24 protein-coding genes are annotated in these 26,283 nt (G+C 60.0%); 13 read left to right on the top strand and 11 right to left on the bottom strand.

Going from position 1 to position 26,283, the window contains the following annotated elements:
* Nucleotides 1–594: 594 nt before the first annotated feature.
* The gene (locus JFT63_RS00120; protein WP_057700924.1) at nucleotides 595–2,160 is read right to left on the bottom strand and encodes a sigma-54-dependent transcriptional regulator; all 1,566 of its coding nucleotides are present in this window, start codon (nucleotides 2,158–2,160) and stop codon (nucleotides 595–597) included.
* Nucleotides 2,161–2,416: 256 nt separating this feature from the next.
* Between JFT63_RS00120 and phhA the strand changes: the two genes are divergently transcribed.
* The 3 genes from phhA to JFT63_RS00105 all read left to right on the top strand — a co-directional run bounded on the left by phhA (nucleotide 2,417) and on the right by JFT63_RS00105 (nucleotide 4,871).
* The gene (phhA, locus tag JFT63_RS00115) at nucleotides 2,417–3,223 is read left to right on the top strand and encodes a phenylalanine 4-monooxygenase (RefSeq protein ID WP_057700925.1); all 807 of its coding nucleotides are present in this window, start codon (nucleotides 2,417–2,419) and stop codon (nucleotides 3,221–3,223) included.
* A 98-nt stretch (nucleotides 3,224–3,321) separates the two neighbouring features.
* On the top strand, nucleotides 3,322–3,678 hold the full coding sequence (locus tag JFT63_RS00110; protein ID WP_057700926.1) for a 4a-hydroxytetrahydrobiopterin dehydratase: 357 nt from the start codon (nucleotides 3,322–3,324) through the stop codon (nucleotides 3,676–3,678).
* On the top strand, nucleotides 3,678–4,871 hold the full coding sequence (locus JFT63_RS00105) for an amino acid aminotransferase (protein WP_198843159.1): 1,194 nt from the start codon (nucleotides 3,678–3,680) through the stop codon (nucleotides 4,869–4,871). The genes JFT63_RS00110 and JFT63_RS00105 overlap by 1 nt, the downstream gene beginning before the upstream one ends.
* A 177-nt stretch (nucleotides 4,872–5,048) precedes the next feature.
* Here JFT63_RS00105 and JFT63_RS00100 read toward each other — a convergent pair whose 3' ends face one another.
* Nucleotides 5,049–5,858: a UDP-2,3-diacylglucosamine diphosphatase gene (locus JFT63_RS00100; RefSeq protein ID WP_003192999.1), complete on the bottom strand. Its 810-nt coding sequence runs from the start codon at nucleotides 5,856–5,858 to the stop codon at nucleotides 5,049–5,051.
* Between the two features lie 137 nt (nucleotides 5,859–5,995).
* Here JFT63_RS00100 and JFT63_RS00095 point away from each other — a divergent pair, with 137 nt between their 5' ends.
* Nucleotides 5,996–6,745 carry a helix-turn-helix transcriptional regulator gene (locus JFT63_RS00095; protein ID WP_198843158.1) on the top strand — a complete coding sequence of 250 codons (750 nt, stop codon included), beginning with the start codon at nucleotides 5,996–5,998 and terminating at the stop codon, nucleotides 6,743–6,745.
* A 100-nt stretch (nucleotides 6,746–6,845) separates the two neighbouring features.
* Entirely contained in the window at nucleotides 6,846–7,727 is an 882-nt protein-coding gene (locus JFT63_RS00090; protein ID WP_186558429.1) for a DMT family transporter, read from the top strand.
* 2 nt (nucleotides 7,728–7,729) lie between these two features.
* On the opposite strand, the gene JFT63_RS00085 is transcribed toward JFT63_RS00090, so the two are convergent.
* Nucleotides 7,730–8,017: a SelT/SelW/SelH family protein gene (locus JFT63_RS00085; RefSeq protein WP_057700931.1), complete on the bottom strand. Its 288-nt coding sequence runs from the start codon at nucleotides 8,015–8,017 to the stop codon at nucleotides 7,730–7,732.
* An 84-nt stretch (nucleotides 8,018–8,101) separates the two neighbouring features.
* Here JFT63_RS00085 and JFT63_RS00080 point away from each other — a divergent pair, with 84 nt between their 5' ends.
* Entirely contained in the window at nucleotides 8,102–10,291 is a 2,190-nt protein-coding gene (locus JFT63_RS00080) for a patatin-like phospholipase family protein (RefSeq protein WP_198706417.1), read from the top strand.
* Nucleotides 10,292–10,411: 120 nt separating this feature from the next.
* On the opposite strand, the gene JFT63_RS00075 is transcribed toward JFT63_RS00080, so the two are convergent.
* Nucleotides 10,412–10,846 carry a MarR family transcriptional regulator gene (locus JFT63_RS00075; RefSeq protein ID WP_003193007.1) on the bottom strand — a complete coding sequence of 145 codons (435 nt, stop codon included), beginning with the start codon at nucleotides 10,844–10,846 and terminating at the stop codon, nucleotides 10,412–10,414.
* 121 nt (nucleotides 10,847–10,967) lie between these two features.
* On the bottom strand, nucleotides 10,968–13,097 hold the full coding sequence (gene recQ / locus JFT63_RS00070; RefSeq protein ID WP_186558427.1) for a DNA helicase RecQ: 2,130 nt from the start codon (nucleotides 13,095–13,097) through the stop codon (nucleotides 10,968–10,970).
* Between the two features lie 275 nt (nucleotides 13,098–13,372).
* Here recQ and JFT63_RS00065 point away from each other — a divergent pair, with 275 nt between their 5' ends.
* From JFT63_RS00065 to JFT63_RS00055, 3 genes are all read left to right on the top strand, one after another.
* On the top strand, nucleotides 13,373–13,960 hold the full coding sequence (locus JFT63_RS00065; protein ID WP_057700933.1) for a UPF0149 family protein: 588 nt from the start codon (nucleotides 13,373–13,375) through the stop codon (nucleotides 13,958–13,960).
* A 20-nt stretch (nucleotides 13,961–13,980) separates the two neighbouring features.
* The gene (locus JFT63_RS00060) at nucleotides 13,981–14,364 is read left to right on the top strand and encodes a YbaN family protein (RefSeq protein WP_198843157.1); all 384 of its coding nucleotides are present in this window, start codon (nucleotides 13,981–13,983) and stop codon (nucleotides 14,362–14,364) included.
* Between the two features lie 118 nt (nucleotides 14,365–14,482).
* On the top strand, nucleotides 14,483–17,953 hold the full coding sequence (locus JFT63_RS00055) for a hybrid sensor histidine kinase/response regulator (protein WP_198843156.1): 3,471 nt from the start codon (nucleotides 14,483–14,485) through the stop codon (nucleotides 17,951–17,953).
* 133 nt (nucleotides 17,954–18,086) lie between these two features.
* On the opposite strand, the gene rmuC is transcribed toward JFT63_RS00055, so the two are convergent.
* Nucleotides 18,087–19,451 carry a DNA recombination protein RmuC gene (rmuC, locus tag JFT63_RS00050; protein ID WP_198843472.1) on the bottom strand — a complete coding sequence of 455 codons (1,365 nt, stop codon included), beginning with the start codon at nucleotides 19,449–19,451 and terminating at the stop codon, nucleotides 18,087–18,089.
* A 175-nt stretch (nucleotides 19,452–19,626) separates the two neighbouring features.
* Complete coding sequence (locus JFT63_RS00045; RefSeq protein ID WP_057700936.1) at nucleotides 19,627–19,950, bottom strand: hypothetical protein; 324 nt, start codon at nucleotides 19,948–19,950, stop codon at nucleotides 19,627–19,629.
* Between the two features lie 457 nt (nucleotides 19,951–20,407).
* On the opposite strand from JFT63_RS00045, the gene JFT63_RS00040 reads away from it, so the two are divergent.
* The 4 genes from JFT63_RS00040 to JFT63_RS00025 all read left to right on the top strand — a co-directional run bounded on the left by JFT63_RS00040 (nucleotide 20,408) and on the right by JFT63_RS00025 (nucleotide 23,566).
* A complete protein-coding gene (locus tag JFT63_RS00040; protein ID WP_198706419.1) occupies nucleotides 20,408–20,713 on the top strand; it encodes a hypothetical protein in 306 nt (101 codons plus the stop codon).
* 440 nt (nucleotides 20,714–21,153) lie between these two features.
* A complete protein-coding gene (locus JFT63_RS00035; RefSeq protein ID WP_005790139.1) occupies nucleotides 21,154–21,378 on the top strand; it encodes a hypothetical protein in 225 nt (74 codons plus the stop codon).
* 275 nt (nucleotides 21,379–21,653) lie between these two features.
* Nucleotides 21,654–22,136, top strand: coding sequence for a hypothetical protein (locus tag JFT63_RS00030; protein WP_198843155.1), 483 nt, complete (start codon nucleotides 21,654–21,656; stop codon nucleotides 22,134–22,136).
* Between the two features lie 146 nt (nucleotides 22,137–22,282).
* Nucleotides 22,283–23,566 (top strand): OmpP1/FadL family transporter, encoded by a 1,284-nt coding sequence (locus JFT63_RS00025; protein ID WP_057700939.1) that lies wholly within the window; start codon nucleotides 22,283–22,285, stop codon nucleotides 23,564–23,566.
* Nucleotides 23,567–23,631: 65 nt separating this feature from the next.
* Here the strand turns inward: JFT63_RS00025 and JFT63_RS00020 are convergent, their stop codons facing one another.
* The 4 genes from JFT63_RS00020 to JFT63_RS00005 form a co-directional block, all read right to left on the bottom strand.
* The gene (locus tag JFT63_RS00020) at nucleotides 23,632–24,183 is read right to left on the bottom strand and encodes a glutathione peroxidase (protein WP_198843154.1); all 552 of its coding nucleotides are present in this window, start codon (nucleotides 24,181–24,183) and stop codon (nucleotides 23,632–23,634) included.
* Nucleotides 24,184–24,333: 150 nt separating this feature from the next.
* Nucleotides 24,334–25,533 (bottom strand): MFS transporter, encoded by a 1,200-nt coding sequence (locus tag JFT63_RS00015; protein ID WP_167346918.1) that lies wholly within the window; start codon nucleotides 25,531–25,533, stop codon nucleotides 24,334–24,336.
* Between the two features lie 63 nt (nucleotides 25,534–25,596).
* Complete coding sequence (locus JFT63_RS00010) at nucleotides 25,597–26,001, bottom strand: MarR family winged helix-turn-helix transcriptional regulator (RefSeq protein WP_005790150.1); 405 nt, start codon at nucleotides 25,999–26,001, stop codon at nucleotides 25,597–25,599.
* Between the two features lie 42 nt (nucleotides 26,002–26,043).
* Nucleotides 26,044–26,283 (bottom strand): adenosylcobinamide-GDP ribazoletransferase (locus JFT63_RS00005; protein WP_198843153.1); only part of this gene is annotated, 240 nt, incomplete at its 5' end.

The raw sequence follows: 26,283 nt of genomic DNA, 5'->3' as shown, positions 1-26,283 counted from the left end.
AATGACCTACCGCATTCGCGGGCAAGCCCGCTCCCACAGGGGATTGATGCCGGGCGCTGATTGCGTGGGCAATACCCAACCCATGTGGGAGCTGGCTTGCCTGCGATAGCGGTGGAACAGGCACTGACATGTCAACTGACAGTGGGCTGTAGCAGCAGACGGTACCCACGATGCGAAGCGAGCCGCTCTTGATCTTGATCTGCTTTTGATCTTAGGCGCCCCGTTAAACCACGCTGGCCGGAATTCGACAGGGATTTGGGGGGGTAAACCGGCAGGGATGCCGGTTTAGCCGCCCCGCGCCATGGATGGCGCGTGGCGGCGGCCCCCCAAATCACTGGCGGATTACGGGCACACCGAGCCTAGGCGAGGTGCCGAGTGGTGGGGCAAGAGCGTTTTGCTTACTTTTGCGCTGTTCAAAAGTGAGCCGCCGTCAGGGCGGAACCCTAAGTGGCCGTTACCTAAATATCGGATATGTACCCGATCCAACTGTGTTGACTGTTAGGCCGTCTTCGCAGGCAAGCCAGCTCCCACATTTGGATCGCGGTGCGTCAGTTAGATCAGCGCCGGCCGTCACAGGAGCAAGCTCCCACCGTTTTAACTGCGATCAGCCTTGAGCACTTCGTAATCACGCAGTTTGTTGGCAATGGTGGTGTGCGACACCCCCAGGCGCTTGCCCAACTGGCGACTGCTCGGGTGTTCGGCATACAGGCTTTCCAACACCGCCTTCTCAAAGCGCCCGACGATGACTTCCAGGCTCCCCTCCAGAGAAAAATCGCCAAGGGGCTGGCGCACGCCGTAGTCCGGCAGGCGAATATGCTCAACCTTGACCGTGCCGCCTTCGCACAACGACACCGCCTGGAACAGCACGTTTTCCAGTTGCCGCACGTTGCCCGGCCAGTGGTAGTGGCTGAGTTTGTCCATGGCCGCAGGGGCCAGCTTGGGCAGTGGGCAACCGATCTGCCGACTGGCCTGATCCAGGAAGTGCTCAACCAGCGGCGCCAACCCATCCAGGCATTCGCGCAACGGCGGGATATGCAACGACAACACGTTCAAGCGGTGATAAAGGTCCTGGCGAAATTCGCCGCGGGCGCAGAGTTCCGACAAATCTACCTGGGTCGCGCAGATCACCCGCACATCCAGGTACACCTCTTCATCACTGCCCACCCGGCGAAAGCAGCCGTCTTGCAGAAAGCGCAGCAGTTTCACCTGCAAGCGCGCACTCATTTCCCCTACCCCATCAAGAAACAACGTACCGCCCGCTGTCAGCTCAAGCAGCCCCAACTTGCCTTCAGCTCGCGCCCCCTCAAAGGCACCAGGACCGTAGCCGAACAGCTCGGTCTCGGCCATCGACTCGGGCAACCCCGCACAATTGAGCGCCATCAACGGCGACTGCCCCCGCGGGCTGGCCAGGTGACAGGCACGGGCCAGGAGTTCCTTGCCGGTACCTGTTTCGCCTTCTATTAATAGCGGTGCATCCAAGGGTGCCATGCGCCGCGCTTCGCGGACCACTGCGGCCATGACCTTGGAGCTTTGGAAGATGCTGTCGAAACCGCGCAGCTCTTGCTTGCGCACATTGTAGATACGCTCACCGACACGGTCAGCGCGATGCAAGGTCAATACAGCACCGGCCATGGCCTCGCTGTCATCATGCTCACTGGATTGCAGTGGAGCGATATCCGCCAAAAACACGTCACCCTTGACCTTGACCCGCAAACCGTTGATCCGCGATTTGCTGGCACGCACCAGTTCCGGCAAATCGAAGTCCTCGGCGTAGCGCGACAGCGGAATCCCCGGCACCTCATCCACTCGCACCCCCAGCAACTGCGCCGCCGCACGGTTGGCGGCAACGATGGAACCCCCCATGTCGATGGACAACACGGGGAACTCCAGGGCACCCAGCAGCGCGTTGAGCTCCATGTGCCGTCGCTCACTGGGCATCAACCCGACCCGTTTGACGCCAAACACCCCGGCAATCGCCTCGAACTGCGGGCGCAACGCCTGAAACTGCATGTTCACCAGGTTCGGGCAAAACAGGTAGATGGCATTGCCATGCTCGCCGCCGACCTCGCCCTTGGCGACGTTGACGCCGTATTCCACCAACAGGTTGAGGATATCCCGCAGGATGCCGATGCGGTTCTGGCAGTGCACTTTGATACGCATGGAAAGACTCGAAGAGTGAGTAGGCGCCGCGTCTTTTTGTCGCTGGGCGAAGATAGTCGTCAAGATTATGTGACAGGACTCTGGATTTTCCCAGCCCACTACTGTGGGAGAACGCCCATTCGTAACGAATACTTTACAATTATCGGTAATTTTTCCTACACAACGACATTGAGGGAACTGGATTCTCGCGCGCATCGGGTTATCAATAGAGACATCGCAGGACATAACAAGAACGAATGCCTAGCAGGAGAGCCGTATGAAGCAGACGCACTACGTGGCCCGCGAGCCCGATGCGCAAGGTTTTATCCACTACCCGCCTGAAGAACATGCGGTGTGGAACACGCTGATCACTCGCCAGCTCAAAGTGATCGAAGGCCGCGCCTGCCAGGAATACCTGGACGGCATCGACAAGCTCGGCCTGCCGCTGGACCGCATCCCGCAGTTGGGCGAGATCAACAAGGTGCTGGCCGACACCACCGGCTGGCAAGTCGCCCGCGTGCCGGCGCTGATTCCCTTCCAGACCTTTTTTGAACTGCTCGCCAGCAAGCAATTCCCGGTGGCGACCTTTATTCGTACCCGTGAAGAACTGGACTACCTGCAAGAGCCGGATATTTTCCACGAGATCTTCGGTCACTGCCCGCTGCTGACCAACCCCTGGTTTGCCGAATTCACCCACACCTACGGCAAGCTCGGTCTGGCGGCCACCAAGGAGCAAAGGGTGTACCTGGCGCGCCTGTACTGGATGACCATCGAGTTCGGCCTGGTGGACACTCCCGAAGGGCGGCGCATCTACGGTGGGGGCATTCTGTCGTCGCCTAAAGAAAGTGTGTATTGCCTGTCGGACGAGCCCGAGCACCAAGCCTTCGATCCGCTGGAAGCGATGCGCACCCCTTATCGCATCGATATTCTGCAGCCGCTGTACTTCGTCTTGCCCGAGCTCAAGCGCCTGTTCGACGTGGCGCAGGAAGACATCATGGGCATGGTCGAGCGCGGTATGCAGCTGGGTCTGCACGCACCGCTCTTCACCCCAAAGGCAGTCCCGCCCAAACCCAACGCCGCGTGAACCTTTCGTTTTAAGGCCAGGTGAGTCTGTTCCCTGGCCCCGCGTTGCTTTAGGGTAATGCCACTGACCTTCAATCATTCGAATTCAGGACACCTTCCATGACCACCTTGAACCAAGCCCACTGCGAAGCCTGCCGCGCCGATGCCCCGCAAGTCAGCGATGAAGAACTGCCGGTGCTGATTAAGCAGATCCCTGACTGGAATATCGAAGTGCGCGACGGCGTGATGCAGCTGGAAAAGGTCTTCCTGTTCAAGAACTTCAAGTTCGCCCTGGCCTTTACCAATGCCATGGGTGAGATCTCCGAGGCCGAAGGCCATCACCCTGGCCTGCTCACTGAATGGGGCAAAGTCACCGTGACCTGGTGGAGCCACTCCATCAAGGGCCTGCACCGCAACGACTTCATCATGGCCGCGCGCACCGACGAAGTGGCCAAGAGCGCCGAGGGCCGCAAGTAATGCATTTCGATGCGATTGACCGCGTACCCGGCGACCCGATCCTCGGGTTGATGGACCTGTACGCCCAGGACGCCAACCCGAACAAGTTCGATCTGGGCGTGGGCGTCTACAAGGACGACCAGGGCCTGACACCGATTCCCCACTCGGTGAAGCTGGCGGAACAGCGCCTGGTCGACACCCAAGTGACCAAGACCTACATCGGCGGCCATGGCGACGCAGCCTTCGGTGCGCTGATCAGCGAGCTGGTGCTCGGCGCCGACTCTAGCTTGCTGCGCGATCGCCGTGCCGGCGCCACGCAAACCCCAGGCGGCACCGGCGCCTTGCGCTTGAGTGCCGACTTCATTGCCCAGAACCTGCCTGGTCGCGGCGTGTGGCTGAGCAACCCGACGTGGCCGATCCACGAAACCATCTTCGCCAAGGCCGGGCTCAAAGTGAGTCATTACCCTTACGTGGGCAGCGACAACCGGCTGGATGTAGCGGCGATGCTGGCGACTCTGTCCACGGTGCCCAAGGGTGACGTGGTGCTGCTGCACGCCTGCTGCCACAACCCGACCGGCTTCGACCTGTCCCAGGATGACTGGCGCCAAGTGTTGCAGATTGTGCGTGAACGCCAGCTGCTGCCGTTGATCGACTTCGCCTACCAGGGCTTTGGCGATGGCCTGGAGCAGGACGCGTGGGCGGTGCGGCTGTTTGCCGCCGAGTTGCCGGAAGTGCTGGTCACCAGTTCCTGCTCGAAGAACTTCGGCCTGTATCGCGACCGGGTCGGCGCATTGATTGTGTGTGCGGCGGACGCGGATAAGCTCACCGATGTGCGCAGCCAACTGGCGAACATCGCCCGCAACCTGTGGTCGACACCGCCGGATCACGGTGCTGCCGTGGTGGCGACCATCCTCGGTGATGCACAGCTGAAAAAGCAGTGGAGCGAGGAAGTCGAGGCCATGCGTTCGCGGATCGCCCATCTGCGCGCAGGATTGGTGGAAGCGCTTGCGCCCCATGGCCTGGCCGAGAAATTCGCACATATCGGCACGCAGCGTGGGATGTTTTCCTATACCGGCTTGAGTGCCGAGCAGGTCAAGCAACTGCGCGAAAAGCACAGTGTGTATATGGTCAGTTCGGGGCGGGCTAACGTGGCCGGGGTTGATGCAACGCGCTTGACGTTGCTGGCGCAAGCCATCGCCGACGTTTCCAACTGAAGCAACAGGATTACGTGTGGGAGCTGGCTTGCCTGCGATGGCGGTGGTTCAGTTGCAGATTAATTGCCTGGCCCACCGCCATCGCGGGCAAGCCCGCTCCCACAGGGGATTGATGCCGGACGCTGAATCCGTGTGCGATACCTAGCCAGCGCCCACTTTTATAAGCACGCAGGGGGTTCAGCCAGCGACCATTTCGGCCTTTAGCAGTGCCTCTTTGGCCTGCGCATCCGCCAACCGATACAACTCGATATGCCCATCCCAGTGCTCGATCAAGGCCGTGCACGACTCCACCCAATCCCCGCAGTTGAGGTAATCCACCTCGCCCACCTTGCGAATCTCGGCATGGTGAATATGCCCGCACACCACCCCGTGCAATTCCCGCTTGGTCACCTCGTGGGCAATCGCCTCTTCGAAATCGCTGATAAAACTCACTGCCGTCTTGACCTTGTGTTTCAGGTACGCCGACAGCGACCAATAACCGTAGCCATACCGCGCACGCCAGTGATTCAGCCAGCGGTTCAGCGTCAGGGTGAATTCGTAGGCCGAGTCGCCGAGGAAGGCGAGCCAGCGGTGATAGCGCGTGATCACATCAAACTGGTCGCCATGAATCACCAGCAAATGACGGCCATCGGCGGTGACGTGTACAGCCTCATCGACCAACTGAATATTGCCCAGGATCAGCTTGGAATAGCGACGCAGGAACTCGTCATGGTTGCCGGTGACATAGATCACCTCAGTGCCACGTTTGGCCATGGTCAGCAAGCGGCGGATCACGTTGGTGTGAGCCTGGGGCCAATACATGCCGCCGCGCATTTTCCAACCGTCGATGATGTCACCGACCAGGTAGACCTTGTCGGCGTGGTAGCCCTTGAGAAAGTGCGACAGGTGTTCGGCCTGGCAATCCCGAGTGCCCAGGTGCACATCGGAAATCCACAGGGTTCGCACCCGTTGCTTGCGGCTGGGCTTGGTGAACTCGGCACGGGTCATGGGCATCCCTCGACGCTGTTTTGGCGAGCTTGCGCCTTGGCGATTAATAGCCCATGACAAGCGTGCGTCAGTCTGATGACAGCGCTCGTCGCTCGCCAAGCGTTGTAGACTGACAACTTGCCGCCCTGGAGACCGCGATGAGCCCGACCCTCACGCTACGCCACTATCTCGAAGCACCCATTGCCCACAGCCATGACCATGCGCAGTTGATGTTCGGCCTGTCCGGGCACCTGGACCTGGAAGTGGATGGCCGTGGCAGCCAGGTGCGCGAAAGCAGCGTGATGGTGCTGCCCTTCTCCACCCATCATGCCTGCATCAGCCGCGATGGCAGCCACTGCCTGGTGCTGGATGTACCGACTGAGCACTGGGTGGTGCAATCCTTGGGCGAACATGCCGACGCCAGCCGCCGCTTGCTCGACCAACCCGCGCACCTGGCGCTGGATGCCCGGCAACACCAACTGGTGCAGTGGCTGGCACAAAGCCCGGTGCACGACCCGCTGATCGTCCAGCAAGGCGCTGTGTTGTTACTGGCCAGCCTCAACCACCCTCAGGCCCAACCGCTGCCTGGCCGGCGCCTGCCTTATGCTGCGTTCAATACCCATATCGAGCGCCATGCGGCGCGTCCGCTCCAGGTGGCCGACCTGGCACGGATTGCCGATTTGTCCGTGCCGCGCCTGCATGCCCGGTTTATGGCTGAATGCGGACAGACGCCGATGGACTATCTACGCAATCGTCGCTTGCACATGGCGCTCAGGCTGTTACGCGAAACCTCCCTGCCCATCGGCGAGATTGCCGAGCGCGTCGGCTACGCCTCGCAAAGTGCATTTTGCGCGGCCATGCTACGGTTTTTTGGCGCCTCGCCTGGGGCGTTGCGTCGAGCGGACTAGCAAGAGTCTTGCGCTAAAAATCACCCCACCCTCGACAGACGCCCACTCGCCAACCCTCTAGACTGCGAGGCTGTCACCCCCTGTTGGATCAAGGAACGCAATGACTCCCCGCTCAGCCCTTGGCGCCCTGCATATCGGCGCATTGATGTTTGGCCTCACTGGCGTATTCGGCAAGTTGGCGGCGGCCTCCCCCGCCATCATCGTATTTGGCCGGGCGGCGTTTGCCGTGCTGGCACTGGCGGTCTTTGCGCGCTTTGCCAGCAACGCTCCCTGGAAAAAACTGGAGATGCGTGACTGGCGCCGGCTGCTGGTCAGCGGCGTGTTGTTGGCTGCCCATTGGGTGACGTTCTTTATCGCCGTCAAAGTCGCCGGCGTGGCCGTGGCGACCCTGGGGTTCACCGCGTTTCCGGCCTTTACCGTGATCCTTGAGGGGCTGATCTTCCGCGAGCGCATTCGCGCCAATGAAGTACTGCTGGTGGTTCTGGTCACCGTTGGCCTGGTGCTGGTGACCCCGGACTTCAATCTCGCCAGCGAGGCCACGGGCGGCCTGCTGTGGGGCATCGCCTCGGGGCTGTTGTTCTCGTTGTTGTCGCTGAACAATCGCGCCAGTTCCGGGCGCATTCCGGCGGTACAGGCCGCCCTTTGCCAGAACGTCGTGGTCGCCGCGTGCCTGCTGCCGGTGGCCGCACCGGGGCTGGCGGATGTGCGTGCAATCGACTGGCTGTGGATCGGGCTGCTGGGAGTGTTTTGTACTGGCCTGGCCCACAGCCTGTTCGTCGCCAGCCTCGCCGTGATCAAGGCGCGCACCGCCTCGGTGGTGTTTGCCATGGAACCGGTCTACGGCATTACCTTGGCCTGGCTGCTGTTTGCCGAAACCCCAACCTTGCGCATGTTGCTGGGCGGCGCCTTGATCATCGTCGCCATCGTACTCTCCGGCCTGATGGGCAGCGCCAGCCAGGCCAAGCAACCAGCAGTAGTCTGACCTTACGCGGTACGGTCGTTATGCCCCAGATCGCGCTGCGGATCGATCTGGTCGCGCACTCGCTGCTTAAGCACCTTGGCCTCGGGAAAACCACCATCCGCCTTACGCTCCCAGATCTGCACACCATCACAGGTGATGCGAAAGGCGCCACCGGTGGACGGTTCCAGCGCCACGCGCCCCAGGTCATCGGCAAACGTACTGAGCAACTCTTGCGCCAGCCACGCGGCGCGCAGCAACCACTGGCATTGGGTGCAATAGGTGATAACGATCTCGGGTTTGCTTGCGGACATGATTTGAGAGGTTCCTGACGTTACGGGCTCGGCGGATCGAGTGGCTATAATAGCGGCCTTTATCGCCCAGCCTTGAGATTGATGATGCGCCGCCTGCTGTCTTGCCTGTTCCTGTGCTTAGTTCCCCTGCTTGCCGACGCCCTGGAAGCACCCCGCCCCAAGATCGGCCTGGTGTTGTCCGGCGGTGCCGCCCGTGGCCTGGCGCATATCGGCGTGCTCAAGGCGCTTGAGGAACAGGGTATCCATATCGATGCGATTGCCGGCACCAGCATGGGTGCGGTGATTGGCGGGCTGTACGCATCGGGCTACAAGATCGACGAGCTGGAGAAGCTGGCGCTGGGCATTGATTGGCAACAGGCGCTGTCGGACGCACCGCCGCGGGAGGACGTACCGTTCCGGCGCAAACAGGATGACCGGGATTTTTTGGTCAAGCAGAAACTCAGTTTTCGCGACGACGGCAGCCTGGGCCTGCCACTGGGCGTGATCCAGGGCCAGAACCTGGCGCTGTTGCTGGAAAGCATGTTTGCCCACAGCAGCAACACCCGTAACTTCGACAAGCTGCCGATTCCCTTCCGCGCCGTGGCCACCGACATCACCACCGGCGAAAAAGTCGTGTTCAGCAAGGGCCACCTGCCCCAGGTGATACGCGCCAGCATGTCGATCCCCGCCGTGTTCGCCCCGGTGGAGCTGGACGGTCGCCTGCTGGTTGACGGCGGCATGACTGACAACATCCCGTTGGACGTGGCGCGGGAGATGGGCGTCGATATTGCCATCGTGGTCGACATCGGCACCCCGCTGCGCTCGCGCAAGCAATTGGCAACTGTGGTGGACGTGCTCAACCAGTCCATCACCCTGATGACCCGGCGCAATTCCGAGGAGCAACTCAAGGCCCTGAACCCCAAGGATGTGCTGATCCAACCGCCTCTGGCCGCCTATGGCGTGACCGACTTCGGCCGCGCCAAAGACATGATCGACGCCGGTTACCGCGCCACCCGCGCCCTTGATGTGCGCCTGGCGAACCTGCGACCTGTCGAGCCCATTGACGCGCAACTGGTGGCTGCACGCACCCCGGGCGAGCGCACCCCGGTGATCACCGCCATCAAGGTGGAGAACGACTCCAAAGTCAGCGACGACGTGATCCGCTATTACATTCGCCAGGGGTTGGGCGAACCGCTGAACCTGGGGCGTCTGCAGTCGGACATGGGCACCTTGTACGGCCTGGATTACTTCGAGCAGGTGCAATACCGCGTGGTCAAAAAGGGCCAGGACAATACCCTGGTGATCAGCGCACGTGGCAAGCGCAGCGGCACCGACTACCTGCGCCTGGGCTTGAACCTGTCGGATGACATGCGCGGCGACAGCGCCTTCAACCTTGGTGCCAGCTATCGAGTGAACGGCATCAACCGCCTCGGCGCGGAGTGGCTGACGCGGGTGCAGATCGGTGATCGACAGGAGCTGTACAGCGAGTTCTACCAGCCGATGGACACCGGCTCTCGCTACTTCGTCGCGCCTTATATCAGAGCCGAGGCGCAGAACGTCGAGCTGATTCTGGACAACGATCCCATCTCAGAATATCGCCTGGAGCGCTATGGCTTCGGCTTGAACGTTGGACGCCAGATCGGCAACAGCGGCGAAATCCGCTTCGGCGTAGGTGAGGCGTGGGGCAAGGCGGATGTGCGTATCGGCGAGCGCGACCAGCCGAGCGTGAGTTTCAGCGAAGGCTTCTATGAGCTTAAGTATTCCTTCGACTCCCTCGACAACGTCTACTTTCCGCACAGCGGTGAGGACATCGGCCTGGCCTTTCGCGAGTTCGAACCTGGCCTGGGTTCGGACCAGCGCTACCGTCAGTGGGAGTTCAAACTGGACAAGGCCATGAGCCATGGCCCGGACACCCTGATACTCGGCGGACGTTATGGACGCACGCTGGATAATTCGGATGTGGTGATTTCCAGCTTCCTGCTGGGCGGGGCGCGGCAATTGTCGGGCTTTCGTCAGGATGCAATTTCAGGCCAGAACATTAGCCTGATGCGTGCGGTGTACTTCCGCCGGCTGACCCCGCGCTCGTACCTGCCGCTGGACTTCCCGTTGTACCTGGGCGCCTCACTGGAACGGGGCCGGGCGTGGAACAACGACAATGAGTTCGACAGCGGCTATATCAACGCCGCGAGTATCTTCCTGGGGTTTGATACGCCACTGGGGCCACTGAATTTCAGCTATGGGTTCAATGACGATAATCAGAAGGCCGTGTACTTGAACCTGGGACAGACGTTCTAAGAAGCCGAACACTAAACCCAATGTGGGAGCTGGCTTGCCTGCGATAGCGGTGCGTCAGTCAGCTAATCACTTGACTGAATGTCCGTCATCGCAGGCAAGCCAGCTCCCACATTATTTAGATCAGGACTTTTCCAGGTTCGCCAGGATGTGCTCATGCACACGCATGCACACCCTCAAGTCTTCCTCATTCACGCCCACGAACAACTCATGGCGCAACGCCGTAGCGATGGTCTCAATCTGATCGATCAGCGGTTGAGCGGTATCACACAACAAGATGCGTTTGGCCCGGCGGTCTTCCACCACGGCTTGGCGTTGCACCAGGCCCTGGCCTTCCAGGCTGTCGAGCAGACGTGCCAGGGTCGGCCCTTCGACGCCGACACTTTGTGCCAGTTCTCGCTGAGTAGGTGCCTCGACAAAACGGGCCAGATGCAGCAATACCAGCCAGCGCGCCTGGGACAGGCCCAGCCCCGCCAAACGGCGATCCAGCTCGGCGCGCCAACCTCGGGACATTTGCGCCAACTGCATGCCAAAACGGTGTTGATCGGTTAACGGCATAAAAAACTCATGTTTAAGACTGAAAATAAAATGTGGCTAATTATTAGTCAGCTAAGCATGAGCCATGCCAGTAGGCAAGGCCCGGTATGTACTGATTCGTTACATTGTCGTAATTGCCACACTAAATTTCGAATTCCGACTGCAAAGCGGCACGCACGCAGTACAAAACACCCTCGGGAACACGCCCGGTGAACAACGGGGCGATCTCCACCACAGGTGGCAATTCGCCTTCTCCATCAAGGAAGGCATCCTGGATTTCGCCGAGTAAATCCTCAGGCAAATCAAGGGCCTGCTCCAGCGACAACTGTTGTTTGCCAATGGCTTCGGCAAGCAGCGTATACACGTTTTTTTCCGAGCATTGCAGCTGGCCGGCGATCTGGATCGGGGTCATGCCGGCGCGGGCCAGGCTGATCAGTTCGTGGCGTATATCGGCAATCTCTTTCGGCGCTTCTGCCTGGCCGCCAAGTACTTCCAGGAAGGCCTGGCCGTAGCGCTCCAGCTTGCGCGCACCCACACCACTGACCCGAGCCATCTCGGCCATGGTGGTCGGTTGCTCGCGCAGCATTTCCAGCAAGGTGGAGTCGGGGAAGATAACGTAGGGCGGCACGCTGTGTTCCTGCGCCAGTTTGCGTCGCAGGGTGCGCAACGCCTCCCACTGCTCGCGCTCCTCGCCCCGTACGAGCTGGCTGGCCTGGCTGGTGCTGCTGCTCTTGGCGGTGGTCTGCGGCTTGAGGTCGCGGCGCAGTTCCAGGCTAACTTCACCCTTGAGCAATGGCCGGCAACTGTCGTTCAGGCGCAGCCCGCCATAGCCTTCGATATCAATGTCGACGAGGCCACGGGCAACCATCTGACGGAACAGCGAACGCCATTCGCCTTCGGCACGGGCCTTGCCGACACCGTAGACCGACAATTTCTCGTGGCCGAAGCTGCGCACTTTTTCGTTGTCCTTGCCGAGCAACACATCCACCAGATGACCCACGCCGTAGCGCTGGCCGGTGCGATAGATCGTCGACAATGCCTGACGAGCCGGCTCGGTCGCGTCCCAGGTTTGCACGCCATCCATGCAGTTATCGCAGTGGCCGCAAGGTTGCGGCATATCTTCGTCGAAATACGCCAGCAGCGTCTGACGGCGGCAGCGGGTTTCTTCGCACAACGAAAGCATGGCGTCGAGTTTGTGCTGCTCCAGACGCTTGTGGCGCTCGTCCCCTTCGGAGTTCTGCAGCATCTGCTTGAGCATCACCACGTCCTGCAGGCCGTAGACCATCCAGGCATCCGCCGGCAAGCCATCACGGCCGGCACGACCGGTTTCCTGGTAGTAAGCCTCAAGGGACTTGGGCAGATCCATGTGCGCCACGAAACGCACGTTGGATTTGTCGATACCCATGCCGAAGGCAATGGTCGCCACCATGATCAGGCCTTCCTCGTTCAGGAAGCGTTTCTGGTGCGCAGAGCGCGTTTCATTGGGCAGGCCGGCGTGGTAAGGCAGCGCCGGGTAGCCTTGCTCGCACAGGAACGCGGCGACTTCATCGACCTTCTTGCGTGACAGGCAGTAGACAATACCCGCATCGCTGCGCCGCTCGGAGAGGAACGCGAGCAACTGCTTGCGTGGCTGCTCCTTGGGCACAATGCGGTAGAAGATATTCGGCCGGTCAAAGCTGGACAGGAAACGCTCGGCGTTCTGCAAGTGCAGGCGCTCGACGATCTCTTCACGGGTACGCTTGTCGGCCGTGGCGGTCAGGGCGATGCGCGGCACGTCGGGAAACAGCTGCGCCAATTGACCCAGCTGCAAATATTCGCGACGGAAATCGTGGCCCCATTGCGATACGCAGTGGGCTTCGTCGATGGCAAACAGGGCGATTTCCAGGCTCTGCAAGAAGGCCAACATGCGCGGCTGCACCAGACGCTCCGGCGCCAGGTACAACATCTTCACTTCACCGCGCTTGATTCGCGCGGCCAGGTCGCGTTGCTGCTCGGCGCTGAGGGTGGAGTTCAGGGAAGCGGCGGCGACGCCCAGCTCTTCGAGGGTGGCAACCTGATCGTCCATCAACGCGATCAACGGTGATACCACCACCGCCAGGCCATTGCGCAACAGCGCAGGTACCTGGAAGCACAACGACTTGCCGCCACCGGTAGGCATCAGTACCAGGGCATCGCCGCCCTTGGCCACGCGCTCAATGATCGCACCCTGGCGGCCACGAAAACTGTCGTAGCCGAAGATGTCCTTGAGGACGCGTTGAGCCTGATCGAGCATGTAAAACTCCAAAATGGTGCCGAAATCCCTCTGTACAGGCTGGCCGAAAAAACGCGCTTTCACGGAAAATAATCCGTAAGCGAAGTTTTCCCGGATTGGCGCTGGGCCTGCAGGGGCATCACAAAACGCGGCAGTATACCCGAGCGTCACAGGCCAAAGGGCGCGACTGACGAATAGACGCTCGCTCTAAAACCGGGCAAATATGCCGTGCGGCTGGCCTGGGCGCTCAAGAAAGCCTAGAATTCAGCATCGTTTATTCCCAAGGTAGCCCTTCAATGTCCTTCGCTGAGCAACTAACCCGCCTGCAAGCCTTCCTCGACGCCGATGAGCTGCATGACGAGGCGCTGGACTACGTGGCCGCCCACGGCTACCTGACCGCCCTGTCGATCTGCTCCGACCCCGTCCCGGACCGTGAATGGATCGACGCACTGTTCGCTGAAGAGCCTCATTACAGCGACGCCGCCCAGCGCGAAGAGATCGAATCCACCCTGATCGCCCTCAAGGCCCACATCGCACGCCAACTGGCCGCCGACGAAGAGTTCGAGCTGCCATGCGACCTCGACCTGGGCGACGACCCGGATGACTCCGACCTGCGCGGCTGGTGCATTGGCTTCATGGAAGGCGTGTTCCTGCGTGAAGCCGCCTGGTTCGAAACCGCTGAAGAAGAAGTCAGCGAAATGCTCCTGCCGATCATGGTCGGCTCGGGCTTGTTCGAAGAAGAAGCAGAGTTTTCCGACATCGCCGCCGATGCCAACTTGATGGACGACATGATCGTGCAGATCCCGGAAGCCCTGACCGCGCTGTATCTGCTGTGCAACGCGCCTGACGAAAAACCGGCGATCCTCAAGCCACGTCACCACTGAGTCGCTTGCCCGTGGCACCCATGGGCAACCGTTCACTGCTCCTGCGCTACGTACTGCTGGCCATCGGCTGGCTGAGCGTAGCGCTGGGAGTGATCGGCATTTTCCTGCCGGTACTGCCAACCACGCCCTTTCTGCTGCTGGCCGCCGCCTGCTTCGCTCGAAGCTCCCCGCGTTTCTACCACTGGCTGGTGGACCACCCACGGCTGGGCCCATGGATTCGTGATTACCTGGAGGGCAACGGCATTCCCCTCAAGGGCAAGGTCTACGCCATCGGCCTGATGTGGCTGAGCATTGCGCTGTCCTGTTACCTGGTGCCGTTGCCGTGGGCTCGCGGCTTCATGCTGACCAGCGCCGTGCTGGTGACGATCTACATCCTGCGCCAGAAAACCCTGCCCCCGCGCTGAACGCACCTGCGACATTAGATCCCACACGACCTTGGTCGACACTGACTAACAACAGGCATCATGCGAGACTGTCCAACCGGGCCCGGAATGCCCGGGTGTTCTTATGCTCGGAGTTACCATGACGCTGTCCAGCGGGCTGATCGCCGCCGTTGCCCTGGCCTATATGGCCATTATGTTTGCAATCGCCTTTTACGGTGACCGCCGCCATGCGCCGCTGCCGCCACGGGTGCGTGCGTGGGTCTATAGCTTGTCGCTGGCGGTGTACTGCACCAGCTGGACGTTCTTCGGAGCGGTAGGCCAAGCCGCCGAGCAGCTGTGGGCGTTTTTACCGATCTACCTGGGCCCCGTGCTGTTACTGGTGTTGGCGCCCTGGGTGCTGCAGAAGATGATCCTGATCAGCAAGCAGGAAAACATCACCTCCATCGCTGACTTTATCGCCGCTCGCTATGGTAAATCCCAATCCCTGGCGGTGGTGGTGGCGTTGATCTGTCTGGTCGGCGTGCTGCCCTACATCGCCCTGCAACTCAAAGGTATTGTGCTGGGCGTAAACCTGTTGATCGGCGCCGGACCCGACACCACCGGCACCCGGGCTCAGGACACCGCCTTGATCGTGTCGCTGGTGCTGGCGCTGTTTACCATCGTGTTTGGTACGCGCAACCTCGATGCCACCGAACACCACCGGGGCATGGTGTTGGCGATTGCCTTTGAGTCCCTGGTCAAGCTGTTCGCATTTCTCGCGGTCGGTGCGTTTGTGACCTACGGCTTGTACGACGGTTTCGGCGATCTGTTCAGCCAGGCCATGCTCGCGCCGCGCTTGGAGGAATACTGGAAAGAAACCATCAACTGGCCCTCAATGGTGGTGCAGACCGGCGTCGCGATGATGGCGATCATCTGCCTGCCCCGGCAATTTCATGTGACCGTCGTCGAGAACATTGACCCGCAGGATCTGCGCCTGGCCAAGTGGGTGTTCCCGGCGTACTTGATCCTCGCCGCGCTGTTTGTAGTGCCCATCGCCCTGGGCGGCAAAATGCTGTTGCCCGGTTCAGTGCTGCCCGACTCCTACGTGATCAGCCTGCCGATGGCCCAGGCCCATCCGGCCCTCGCCGTGCTGGCATTCATCGGCGGGGCGTCGGCAGCCACCGGCATGGTCATCGTGGCGAGCATCGCGTTGTCGACCATGGTCTCCAACGACATGCTGCTGCCCTGGTTGCTGCGCCGCTCCAGCGCCGAACGGCCGTTCGAAGTGTTCCGCCACTGGATGCTCTCGGTACGCCGGGTGAGCATTGTGATCATTCTGCTGCTGGCGTATGTGAGCTACCGCCTGCTGGGCTCGACCGCCAGCCTGGCCACCATCGGCCAGATCGCTTTTGCCGCCGTGACCCAACTGGCACCGGCGATGCTCGGCGCGCTCTACTGGAAGCAGGCCAACCGCCGTGGTGTATTTGCCGGTCTGGCCGCCGGGACTTTCCTGTGGTTCTACACCTTGGTCCTACCGGTGACGGCGAAAAGTCTTGGCTGGTCGCTCAGCCTTTTCCCCGGCCTGACCTGGATGCACTCCCACCCATTCGGGCTGTCGGTGACGTCGCTGACCTTGGGCACCGTGTGCTCCCTGGCGGGTAACTTCACCCTCTTCGTGTGGGTGTCGATGCTGTCGCGTACGCGGGTTTCCGAACACTGGCAGGCAGGCCGTTTTATCGGCCAGGAAATCAGCCAGCGCGCCAGCGCACGATCCATGTTGTCGGTGCAGATCAGCGACCTGCTGAGCCTGGCTGCACGCTTTGTCGGTGAGGAGCGTGCCCAGCAGAGCTTTATCCGCTTCGCCTATCGCCAGGGCAAAGGTTTTAACCCCAACCAGAATGCCGACAACGATTGGATCGCCCATACCGAGCGTTTGTTGGCCGGCGTACTCGGCGCCTCCTCGACGCGGGCAGTGGTGAAAGCTGCGATCGAAGGGCGGGAAATGCAGCTGGAGGACGTCGTACGCATCGCCGACGAAGCCTCCGAGGTGCTGCAATTCAACCGCGCCCTGCTGCAAGGCGCTATCGAGAACATCACCCAGGGCATCAGCGTGGTGGACCAGTCGCTCAAGCTGGTGGCCTGGAACCGCCGCTACCTGGAGCTGTTTAACTACCCGGACGGTTTGATCAGCGTTGGCCGGCCGATTGCCGACATCATTCGCTACAACGCCGAGCGCGGTTTGTGCGGGCCGGGTGAAGCCGAGGTGCATGTGGCGCGACGCCTGCACTGGATGCGCCAGGGTCGCGCGCATACCTCCGAGCGCCTGTTCCCCAATGGCCGGGTAATCGAGTTGATCGGCAACCCGATGCCCGGTGGCGGTTTTGTCATGAGTTTCACCGATATCACCGCGTTCCGCGAAGCCGAACAAGCGTTGACCGAGGCCAACGAGGGCCTGGAGCAACGCGTGACCGAGCGCACCCATGAGCTGTCGCAGCTCAACGTGGCGCTGACCGACGCCAAAGGCGTGGCCGAATCTGCCAGTCAGTCGAAGACGCGGTTTTTGGCGGCAGTCAGTCATGACCTGATGCAACCGTTGAACGCGGCGCGGTTATTCTCCGCCGCCCTCTCCCACCAGCACGATGGCCTGTCCGACGAGGCACGGCAGTTGGTGCAGCATCTGGACAGCTCGTTGCGCTCGGCCGAAGACCTGATCAGCGACTTGCTGGATATATCGCGCCTGGAAAACGGCAAGATCAACCCACAACGCCAGCCCTTTGTACTCAGTGAGCTATTCGACACACTGGGCGCAGAATTCAAGGCGCTGGCCCATGAGCAAGGCTTGCGCTTTCGTTGGCGCGGCAGCCGTCTGCGGGTGGACAGCGACATCAAGTTGCTGCGGCGGATCTTGCAGAATTTTCTGACCAATGCCTTCCGTTATGCCGACGGTCCTGTGTTGCTGGGCGTACGTCGACGCGAAGGTGAACTGTGCCTGGAAGTATGGGATCGAGGCCTGGGCATTCCACCGGATAAGCAAAAGGTGATTTTCGAAGAGTTCAAGCGCCTGGACAGCCACCAGACCCGCGCCGAGAAGGGCCTGGGACTGGGCCTGGCGATTGCCGACGGACTGTGCCGCGTGCTGGGCCATCGCCTGAGCGTGCGCTCGTGGCCGGGCAAAGGCAGCGTGTTTAGCGTGTGCGTGCCGCTGGCGCGCAACCAGGCAAGCCCTCAGCCAAAAGCCGCCGTAGAGAATGGCCTGCCCCTGAGCGGTGCGCGGGTGCTGTGCGTGGATAACGAGGAAAGCATTCTGATCGGTATGCGCAGCCTGCTGACGCGCTGGGGCTGCGAAGTCTGGACGGCCACCGACCAGGCCCAGTGCGCAGCGCTGCTGGCCGACGGTATGCGACCACAACTGGCGCTGGTGGATTACCACCTGGACCACGGCGAAACCGGCACCGAACTGATGGGCTGGCTGCGGGCCCAATTGGCCGAGCCGATCCCAGGCGTGGTGATCAGTGCCGACGGACGCCCGGAGATGGTGGCGCAGGTGCATGGGGCGGGGCTGGATTACCTGGCCAAGCCGGTGAAACCGGCGGCGTTGCGGGCCCTATTGAGCAGGCATCTGCCTCTGTAGGAGCGAGCTTGCTCGCGAAAGACGTCAACGATAACGCGTGTTTCCTGAATAAACGCGGCGCCTATGGGTTTTTCGCGAGCAAGCTCGCTCCTACAAATCGGGAGCAAGCCCTCTCCCACATTTGGCCCCAAGTCTATTCGGGGAGATGCGCCACGCCATCCGAATCCGTCATTGCTCGCTCCAGCAAATCCGCTGGCAGGCTCTTGCTGGCTCGGGCGCCGAGCAATCTTAACTGCTCGGTACGGCTGACCAGATTCCCACGCCCATCCGTCAGTTTGTTGCGCGCCGCGCTGTAAGCCTTGTCCAACTGCTGCAGTCGGTTGCCCACTTCGTCCAGGTCCTGGATAAACAGCACGAACTTGTCGTACAGCCAACCTGCACGCTCGGCGATTTCCCGGGCGTTCTGGCTCTGTCGCTCCTGCTTCCACAGGCTGTCGATCACCCGCAGGGTGGCGAGCAAGGTGGTAGGGCTGACAATCACGATATGCCGGTCGAAGGCTTCCTGGAACAAATTCGGTTCAGCTTGCAAGGCCGCGGAGAAGGCGGCCTCGATCGGGACGAACAGCAGAACGAAATCCAGGCTGTGCAAACCTTCCAGACGCTTGTAGTCCTTGCCGGCCAAGCCTTTGACGTGATTACGCAAGGACAGCACATGCTGCTTCAACGCCGCCTGGCCAATCACGTCGTCATCCGCCGCGACGTATTGTTGATAGGCGGTCAAGCTGACCTTGGAGTCGACCACCACCTGCTTGTCGCCCGGCAACATGATCAGCACGTCCGGCTGGAAGCGCTCGCCATCCGGGCCCTTGAGGCTGACTTGCGTCTGGTATTCGCGGCCTTTTTCCAGGCCCGCGTGTTCCAGCACACGTTCAAGAATCAGTTCCCCCCAGTTGCCTTGGGTTTTCTGGCCCTTGAGCGCACGGGTCAGGTTGGTGGCTTCGTCCGACAGGCGCAGGTTCAATTGCTGCAGGCGCTCAAGCTCCTTGGCCAGGGAGAACCGCTCACGGGCTTCGTTTTGATAGCTTTCTTCCACACGCTTCTCGAAGGACTGGATGCGCTCCTTGAGTGGATCGAGCAACTGGCCCAAGCGTTCCTGGCTGGTCTCGGCGAAGCGCTGTTCACGCTCGTCAAAAATTTTGCCGGCCAGCTCGGCGAACTGCGCACGAAGCTCGTCCCGTGAGCCTTGCAGGTCGGTGAGGCGCTGCTGATGGCTCTCCTGCTGCTCGCGCAGTTCCGCGCTCAGGGCCGCAGCCAACGCATCGAGGCGGCGCAGTTCGGTTTCTTTGGCGCTGCGATCGAGGTTCCAGGCATGGGCGGCATCGCGGGCGTTATCGCGGTCGATCTGCAACAGTTCGACTTCGCGGCCCAGTGCCGCCAGGTCGGCTTGCTTGGCGGCATTGGCCTGGCTCAGGTCGCTGATTTCATCACGGCTGGCATCCAGTTGGGCGGCGAGCCCTTCCTGGGCCAGCTGCGCGTTTGCCAGGCGCTCTTCCAGCAGTTCCCAACCGGTGGTGCGCGCGTTCAAGCGTCGCTGAATCTGCCAGCACAGCGCCAATAAAGGTACGGCTGCGCCAACAAGCCCCAGGGCAATACTGGTCCAGTCAAAAACCATAGCCATTTCTGCCATCACCAAAAAAGAACAAGGGTAACCAAGCAAAGGGCGCGAAGACAGCTCAGTCTTCGACCTGGCCCAGTTCACGCTGGGCGAGGCGATCGCCGGCGCGAGCGGCCGAGCGTAATAGATCATGACCAATGCGCCGATCGCGGGCGTTCCCGCATTCACGACACATCAGCTGGCCAAGACGACTCTGCGCGGCTACCACCCCTTCCCGGGCAGGCTGTTTGAGCAAACGTCCAGCGAAGTGCTTGACGTTGCTGCTCTGGCCCAGACGCGGGCTGTCGAGCAGCCACAAGGCGACCTTCAAGGAAAAACGCTTGGGTGCGGTAACAGTTGGAGGAGTGTCGGTAACAGAAGGTGATACTGAGCGAAACTTCATAAAGCACTGTGGGACAGAACGGAAGGCGCGCCACTCTACTCTTTTTTTCGTACAGGTAAAGCTGAAAAAAACCTGCACGCCCGTTCTAGAGCAAGCGCTTGGGACAATCCACAGAAGCTGTGGATAACTCAGTGGACAACCCTCCTTGAACTCGCTCAAAGCCCCATGGCACGGGGCCCCCGCTCAAACTGACGATTTTTTCACCAATAAAAAAAAGCCAGATTTTTCATTGACTTAAATTTTGATTACAGGCAAATGGGCGCGCTTCGCGGTGAGCAACAGGAGGGTTACACGCGCCGCAACTAATGTGCACAAGTACCCATTCGCGAGTTATAACGTCAGCGTTTTTTGATTCAACACGCGTTAAACATGTTACTGCCACGACAAATCCAGGGGCTTTTCAAATCTGTCCCGGCTCGCCACACTGCGCCACCGACAACGCAACCCTGTAGGGCCGATGAAAGGAATTCTGCTGTTCGCCATGTTGCTGTTGGCCATCTGCGCGACATCGCTGGGAATCAATGCCGCGCTCCCCTCCCCGGATGGCGCGCTGTTCGCCATCGCGATTTTGCTCTTTGCCGCTTTTACCGCCGCAAGCCTGTGCATCGAACTGGGTGACGGCAGGATCAATGATCTGCACGAGGTCATGAAACTGATCGAGACCGGCCAATCCTTGCGCCTTACCCTCGCCGCCTACGGACTGGGCTGCTCCCTGGCTGCCTCTGTGACCGTACTGGTCTATCGTGGATGGCTCGGCGGCTGATTAAATTTTTTACTACCCCCTTCCTTTCCCTGATTCAATCCGTTACTATCCGCGGCGTTAGTACCAAGCTGAAAGTCAATTCTGGTCGAAAAAGTCCCCTGAACCACACGGGATCGACCACCTCGATGGTTTCCAGGTATCGCTTGCGACGACACAGCCTTTGAACAAGCAAAGGGTGTCGCGAAGTTTAAATACTCTGACCGAACCAACCTGCAAATTGATCAGGATCTTCACCCCGGGCCCAGAACCTTTGCCCCTGTTGTGTTGCCTGCCCTCCTAAGTACCTACCTGCCAGCCCAAGCGCGCCTAATTTAATAGCGCTTCAAACTGGCTGCTTTGTTCCAGTCAGGTTCTTCGCTTGATCAATGGTGATCAGCGTTACTGGAACGTTTTAACGTTGCACGGTTCTTATCCGTGTCATTTGTAGGAACACCAATAATATGAACGCTCAAATCCACACTCAGGATGCCATTCGCACCCTCACTAACGCTTTTGCCCCAATGAACTGCCTGATCATGGCTGCTCGCAAAGGCTGCTTCAGCTTCACCCTGGTCAATGAACACGGCATCGCTCGTCACAGCGAACGCCTGTACCCCGATCAATACTCCAGCGCAGAACCGCTGCAGGCCGTGATCGAGCGTACCCGTCAGGCACTGACTGCCTGATCGACCACGTCGCTGAAATCAAAAACCCTGTCTAAAAAACAGGGTTTTTTATTGCCTTAAATTTGGCGCTGGCCTGCATTTACTAAGCACCGATAGATATAAACGTTATAACTGAATAAATAAGATGTTTTAAAAACAGTCCTTTACATCATGAATATGACACTACACTTCAACTCAAGCGGCATCGTCCGCTTGCGACGGGCCTGAGATCCGATTCACCGCTGCCAAGCCCTCCTTCTCAGGCTCGTCGACCTCATTTACGGACTGAGGCTTGTATGGGTATTGCCGCCAGCGAATTGTGTCGTTATGTGATCAGGCCGACCTTGACCTACCTCGGCTGCCATAACCCAACTGCCGAGTCCTTGTTATTGGGCATTGCCGCCAGCCAGTCAGAACTGGGCTCGGCGCTGCATGATCGCCGCGGCCATGGGCTCTATAGCATCACCGAGCCCCGTCACCGCGCCCTCTGGGACGAATACCTGGCGCTGGACCCGGACCGCGCAAGTCTGGTCCGCGGGCTGGCCAGTCAACATGCCTTTCTGAGTGCGCCCCAGTTGGAGCTGACGGTGAATCTGCGTTACGCCACGGCAATTGCCTGGTTGCTGGTAGAACAACATCGCCCGACGCTGCCCGCCCCGGGTGACGTACTGGGCATGGCGCGTATCTGGAAAGAAATATTTCATCCTCAAGGTCGGCTGCGGGATTTTACCCAAGCCTGGCAAAGCTGCGCGCCCTCCATAAAACAGGCGATCTGCTGACCGGGCAAATTGCAAGATTCGGCAAAAATGCGGAAATCTGGTCGGATTGTCCTACAAAACCGCTCTATCTCCTGCATTACAGCCTATAGCGCAATCGCAAATTTATTGTTACTTTCCGCTGCGGTGATCACCTCGGAGTTCTAATAATGAAAAAAGTAATGCTCAAGACCACACTTAGCCTCGCCGTTGCCATGGCATCCTCCCAACTCTTCGCCAGCGGCTTTGCCCTGAACGAACAGAGCGTCAGCGGGATGGGTACTGGTTTTGCAGGTCGATCTTCTTCTGCCGATGATGCAAGCACTGTGTTCGGTAACCCTGCCGGTATGGCACGCCTGGAAGGTCAACAGATCACCGGCGGCGTTGCTGCCATTGATGCTTCTACCGATATCAGCAACACCGGGGGCAACTCTCGCGGCACCAACAAAGGTGACATGGTTCCTTTCACCGCCGTGCCATTTGGTTTTTATACCAACAAACTCAACGATCAGTGGGCCGTCGGCTTCGGTGTCTATGCTCCGTTCGGGCTGGTAACTGACTACGAAAAAGGCGCACAGGCCTCTGGCTTTGGCAGCAAGAGCGAAGTGAAGGTCATCACCTTCCAACCGACGGTCAGCTACGCGTTCAACGACCGCGTTTCCGTCGGTTTTGGCCCGACCTTCAACCGTATTGCCGGCGTACTGGAATCGGAGAAGACCCTGAACCCGGCGGTTTCCGATACCAATGTTAAAATCAAGGGCGACGATACCGCCTTGGGCTTCAATATCGGCGTATTGGTTCAGGCAACCGATACCACCCGCGTTGGCCTGACCTACCACTCCAAGGTCAAATACAAGCTGGAAGGACACACGACCGTCAGCGGCCCGGCCGCCACTCAGCCCTTCCTGCGTAACAACCGTTACGACGCTTCGCTGAAAATCGACACCCCAGAGTCCTACGATCTGTCGGTCACTCAGGATTTGACAGATGCCTGGAAACTCTACGGTGGTGCAACCTGGACGCGCTGGAGCCGTCTTAAAGAGATCACCGTCAACAACGACGGTGTAACAGCCGCAGGCGGCTTGCTCGCACCTAGTCAGCTCGGCACCATCACCGAAGAACAAAACTGGCATGACACCTGGGCCTACGCTGTAGGTACGTCGTATCAGTTGACCAAGCAGGTGGTGTTGCGCACCGGCCTGACCTTCGACCAGTCACCGACGAACAACACCAACCGTTCGCCACGCATTCCGACTGGTGACCGCACGATCTTCAGCGTGGGCCTGGGTTACAAAGTCATGGATAACATGACAATCGACTTGGCCTACTCGTACCTCAAAGAAGAAGATGTGAAGGTTAATCAAACCGCCGCTGCGCCTTCAACAGCCAGCTATCGGGCCAAGTACGAAAACAGTGCTAACGGTTTCGGCCTGGGCATGACCTACACCTTCTAATTCAGACAGGTGTAAAAAAGCCCCGCTCTCCTGTAATGGAGGCGGGGCTTTTCATTGCTCGCGAATCAGGGTTTGGACGCTATGGCCTGCTCCACCGCCTTGATCAACTCCGGGCTATCCGGCTTGGTCAGGCTGGAAAAGCTGGCGACAACGTTGCCCTGGCGGTCCACTACGTACTTGTAGAAGTTCCACTTCGGCGCCGCATCGGCCTGCTCGGCCAGGACCTTGAACAGATGCACCGCATCCGGCCCCCTGACCTTCTGCGGCTCGGTCATGGTGAAAGTCACGCCATAATTCACGTAGCAAACCTTGGCGGTTTCTTCCCCGCTTTTGGCTTCCTGCTTGAAGTCATCGGAAGGCACACCAATCACTTCCAGGCCTTCGCCTTTATAGCGTTGGTATAAGCCTTCCAAACCTTTGAACTGCGGGGCAAAGCCGCAGAAGCTGGCCGTGTTGACGATCACCAAGGGCTTGCCGGCGAATTGCTGGCAAAGGTCAATGGATTCCTTGGCCCGCAGCTTGGGCAGTTGGCCCTCCAGCAACGGCGGGCAACTGGCAGCCATCGCCATGCTGCCGATAGCCATCAGGACGGGTACAGCGAGCCAGCGCATCTGCATGTCAAAAGTCCTTGAGTCGGTTCAGACCCACAACTTAACAGATCGCCATGCCCAGTTGCATCAACGCCAGGCCGCCCCGCTGCCAGCCCCACCAGGCCAGCAGCAGCAACACCATCCCCACCGCCAACAGCATAAGACGCGCTGTCATGCTCATGCTGCCTCCATCTGCGCCTGAATACGTGCCACCGGCCGCTCACGCACCGGCCAATTCAGCGCGGCAGCGAGCAGGCTGAGCAAAATTGCCACTTGCCAGATCAAATCGTAGTTGCCGGTTCGATCATAGACCACCCCGCCCAGCCAACCACCGAGGAACGAGCCGAGCTGATGGAACAGGAACACAATCCCACCGAGCATCGAGAGGTTGCGTACACCAAACAACGTCGCGACGGTGCCGTTGGTCAGCGGCACGGTGGACAACCACAGAAACCCCATCGCCATACCAAACAGATAGGCCGTAACTTCAGTGACTGGTGCCCACAGAAACAACACAATCACCACCGCCCGCAGCAGGTACAGGCCGGTCAGCAAGCGCGGCTTGGACATGCGCCCGCCCAGCCAGCCAGCGGTATAAGTGCCGAACACATTGAACAGACCGATCAAGGCCAGCACCGTAGTGCCCACCGTGGCCGGCAGGTGTTGGTCCACCAGGTATGCCGGTAAGTGCACACCGATAAACACCACTTGGAAACCGCACACAAAAAAACCGAAAGACAGTAGCCAGAACCCGGAGTGAGAGCAGGCTTCCTTGAGCGCTTCACGCAGGGTTTGCTGACCGACCGTGACCGGCAACGGTCGATCCTTGAGCATGGCAACCAGCGGCAGGATCAATGCCACCATCAAGCCTAACGCCAGCAGCGCTGCGGACCAGCCCAGCCAACCGATCAAGCCGAGGGTGCCGGGCACCATGGCGAACTGGCCGAAGGACCCGGCGGCGCTGGCAATGCCCATGGCCATGCTGCGTTTTTCCGGCGGTACCGCGCGACCGACCACACCGAGAATCACGGAAAACGAGGTGCCGGACAGGCCGATACCAATCAGCAAGCCTGCGCTCAGGGACAACGACCACGCAGAGTCGGACATGCCCATCAGCACCAGGCCCACGGCGTACAACACGCCGCCGATAAACACCGCTCTGGTTGCGCCGAAACGATCGGCCAAGGCGCCGGTAAACGGCTGCGCCAGGCCCCAGATCAAGTTCTGCAAGGCAATGGCGAAGGCGAAAGTCTCACGACCCCAACCAAACTCACTGCTCATCGGCGCCAGGAACAGCCCAAAGCCATGCCGTACGCCCAAGGACAACGCCAGGATCAGCGCACTCCCCATAAGGATCCAGCCACTGGTGCGCCACATCGAGGTCATTTTTTATTCTCCGCTCGCGGGTATATACCCGCTTGTAGTCGAACAAACCGCCGTTCAGGCAAGTTCATCCAGCAAGGCCAACAAGGTTTCGCGCTTTTCGGCGCCGAGCTTATCAATCAGTTTCTGTTGCGCCGCCTCCCATGCCGGCAACGCAGCGGCCAATCGTTGCTGACCGCTTTCAGTCAACAACACCAGGCGGTTGCGCAGGTCATCACCCTCGACCAATTGCACCAACCCCTCGCCTTCCAGGACACGCAGGTTGCGCCCCAGGGTGCTGCGATCTAGGCCCATGGCTTCGGCCAGACTGGAAATGCTCGGTTGGTCGAGGCGCTGCAGGTTACACAGCAAAGAATACTGGGCGACGTTGATCCCGAAGCCGTCGAGAGCGCCGTCGTAATGCCTGCTGACGCCACGGGCGGCACGTCGCAGGTTGGTGCATAAACATTGGGAGGCAAGCATAGAGCGTGTATATACCCGGAGTTAAGGAATTGCAAGAAAGCGTTACAGCGCCAGCCCGACCAGAACCGCGACTTCCAGCAGCTCCAACAGCGCGCCCGCCGTGTCGCCCGTGGTGCCGCCAAGGCGCTTGATCATCAAGTGACGCAGCCACACAAAACACAGCGCCGCCAGCAACACCGCGATGCCACCGTTAAAACCACCAATCAGGATGCAGGCCAATCCGCTGAGGATCAGCACCTGCTGACCGACAATTCGCGGCAAGTGGTCCGACAGTGCCTGGCC

The sequence above is a fragment of the Pseudomonas sp. MF7453 genome (genome assembly GCF_016405455.1).
In the GTDB taxonomy this organism is placed as follows: domain Bacteria; phylum Pseudomonadota; class Gammaproteobacteria; order Pseudomonadales; family Pseudomonadaceae; genus Aquipseudomonas; species Aquipseudomonas paralactis.
Note: the sequence above shows the minus strand (reverse complement) of the source record. Positions and strands in the feature narration are given on the sequence as shown.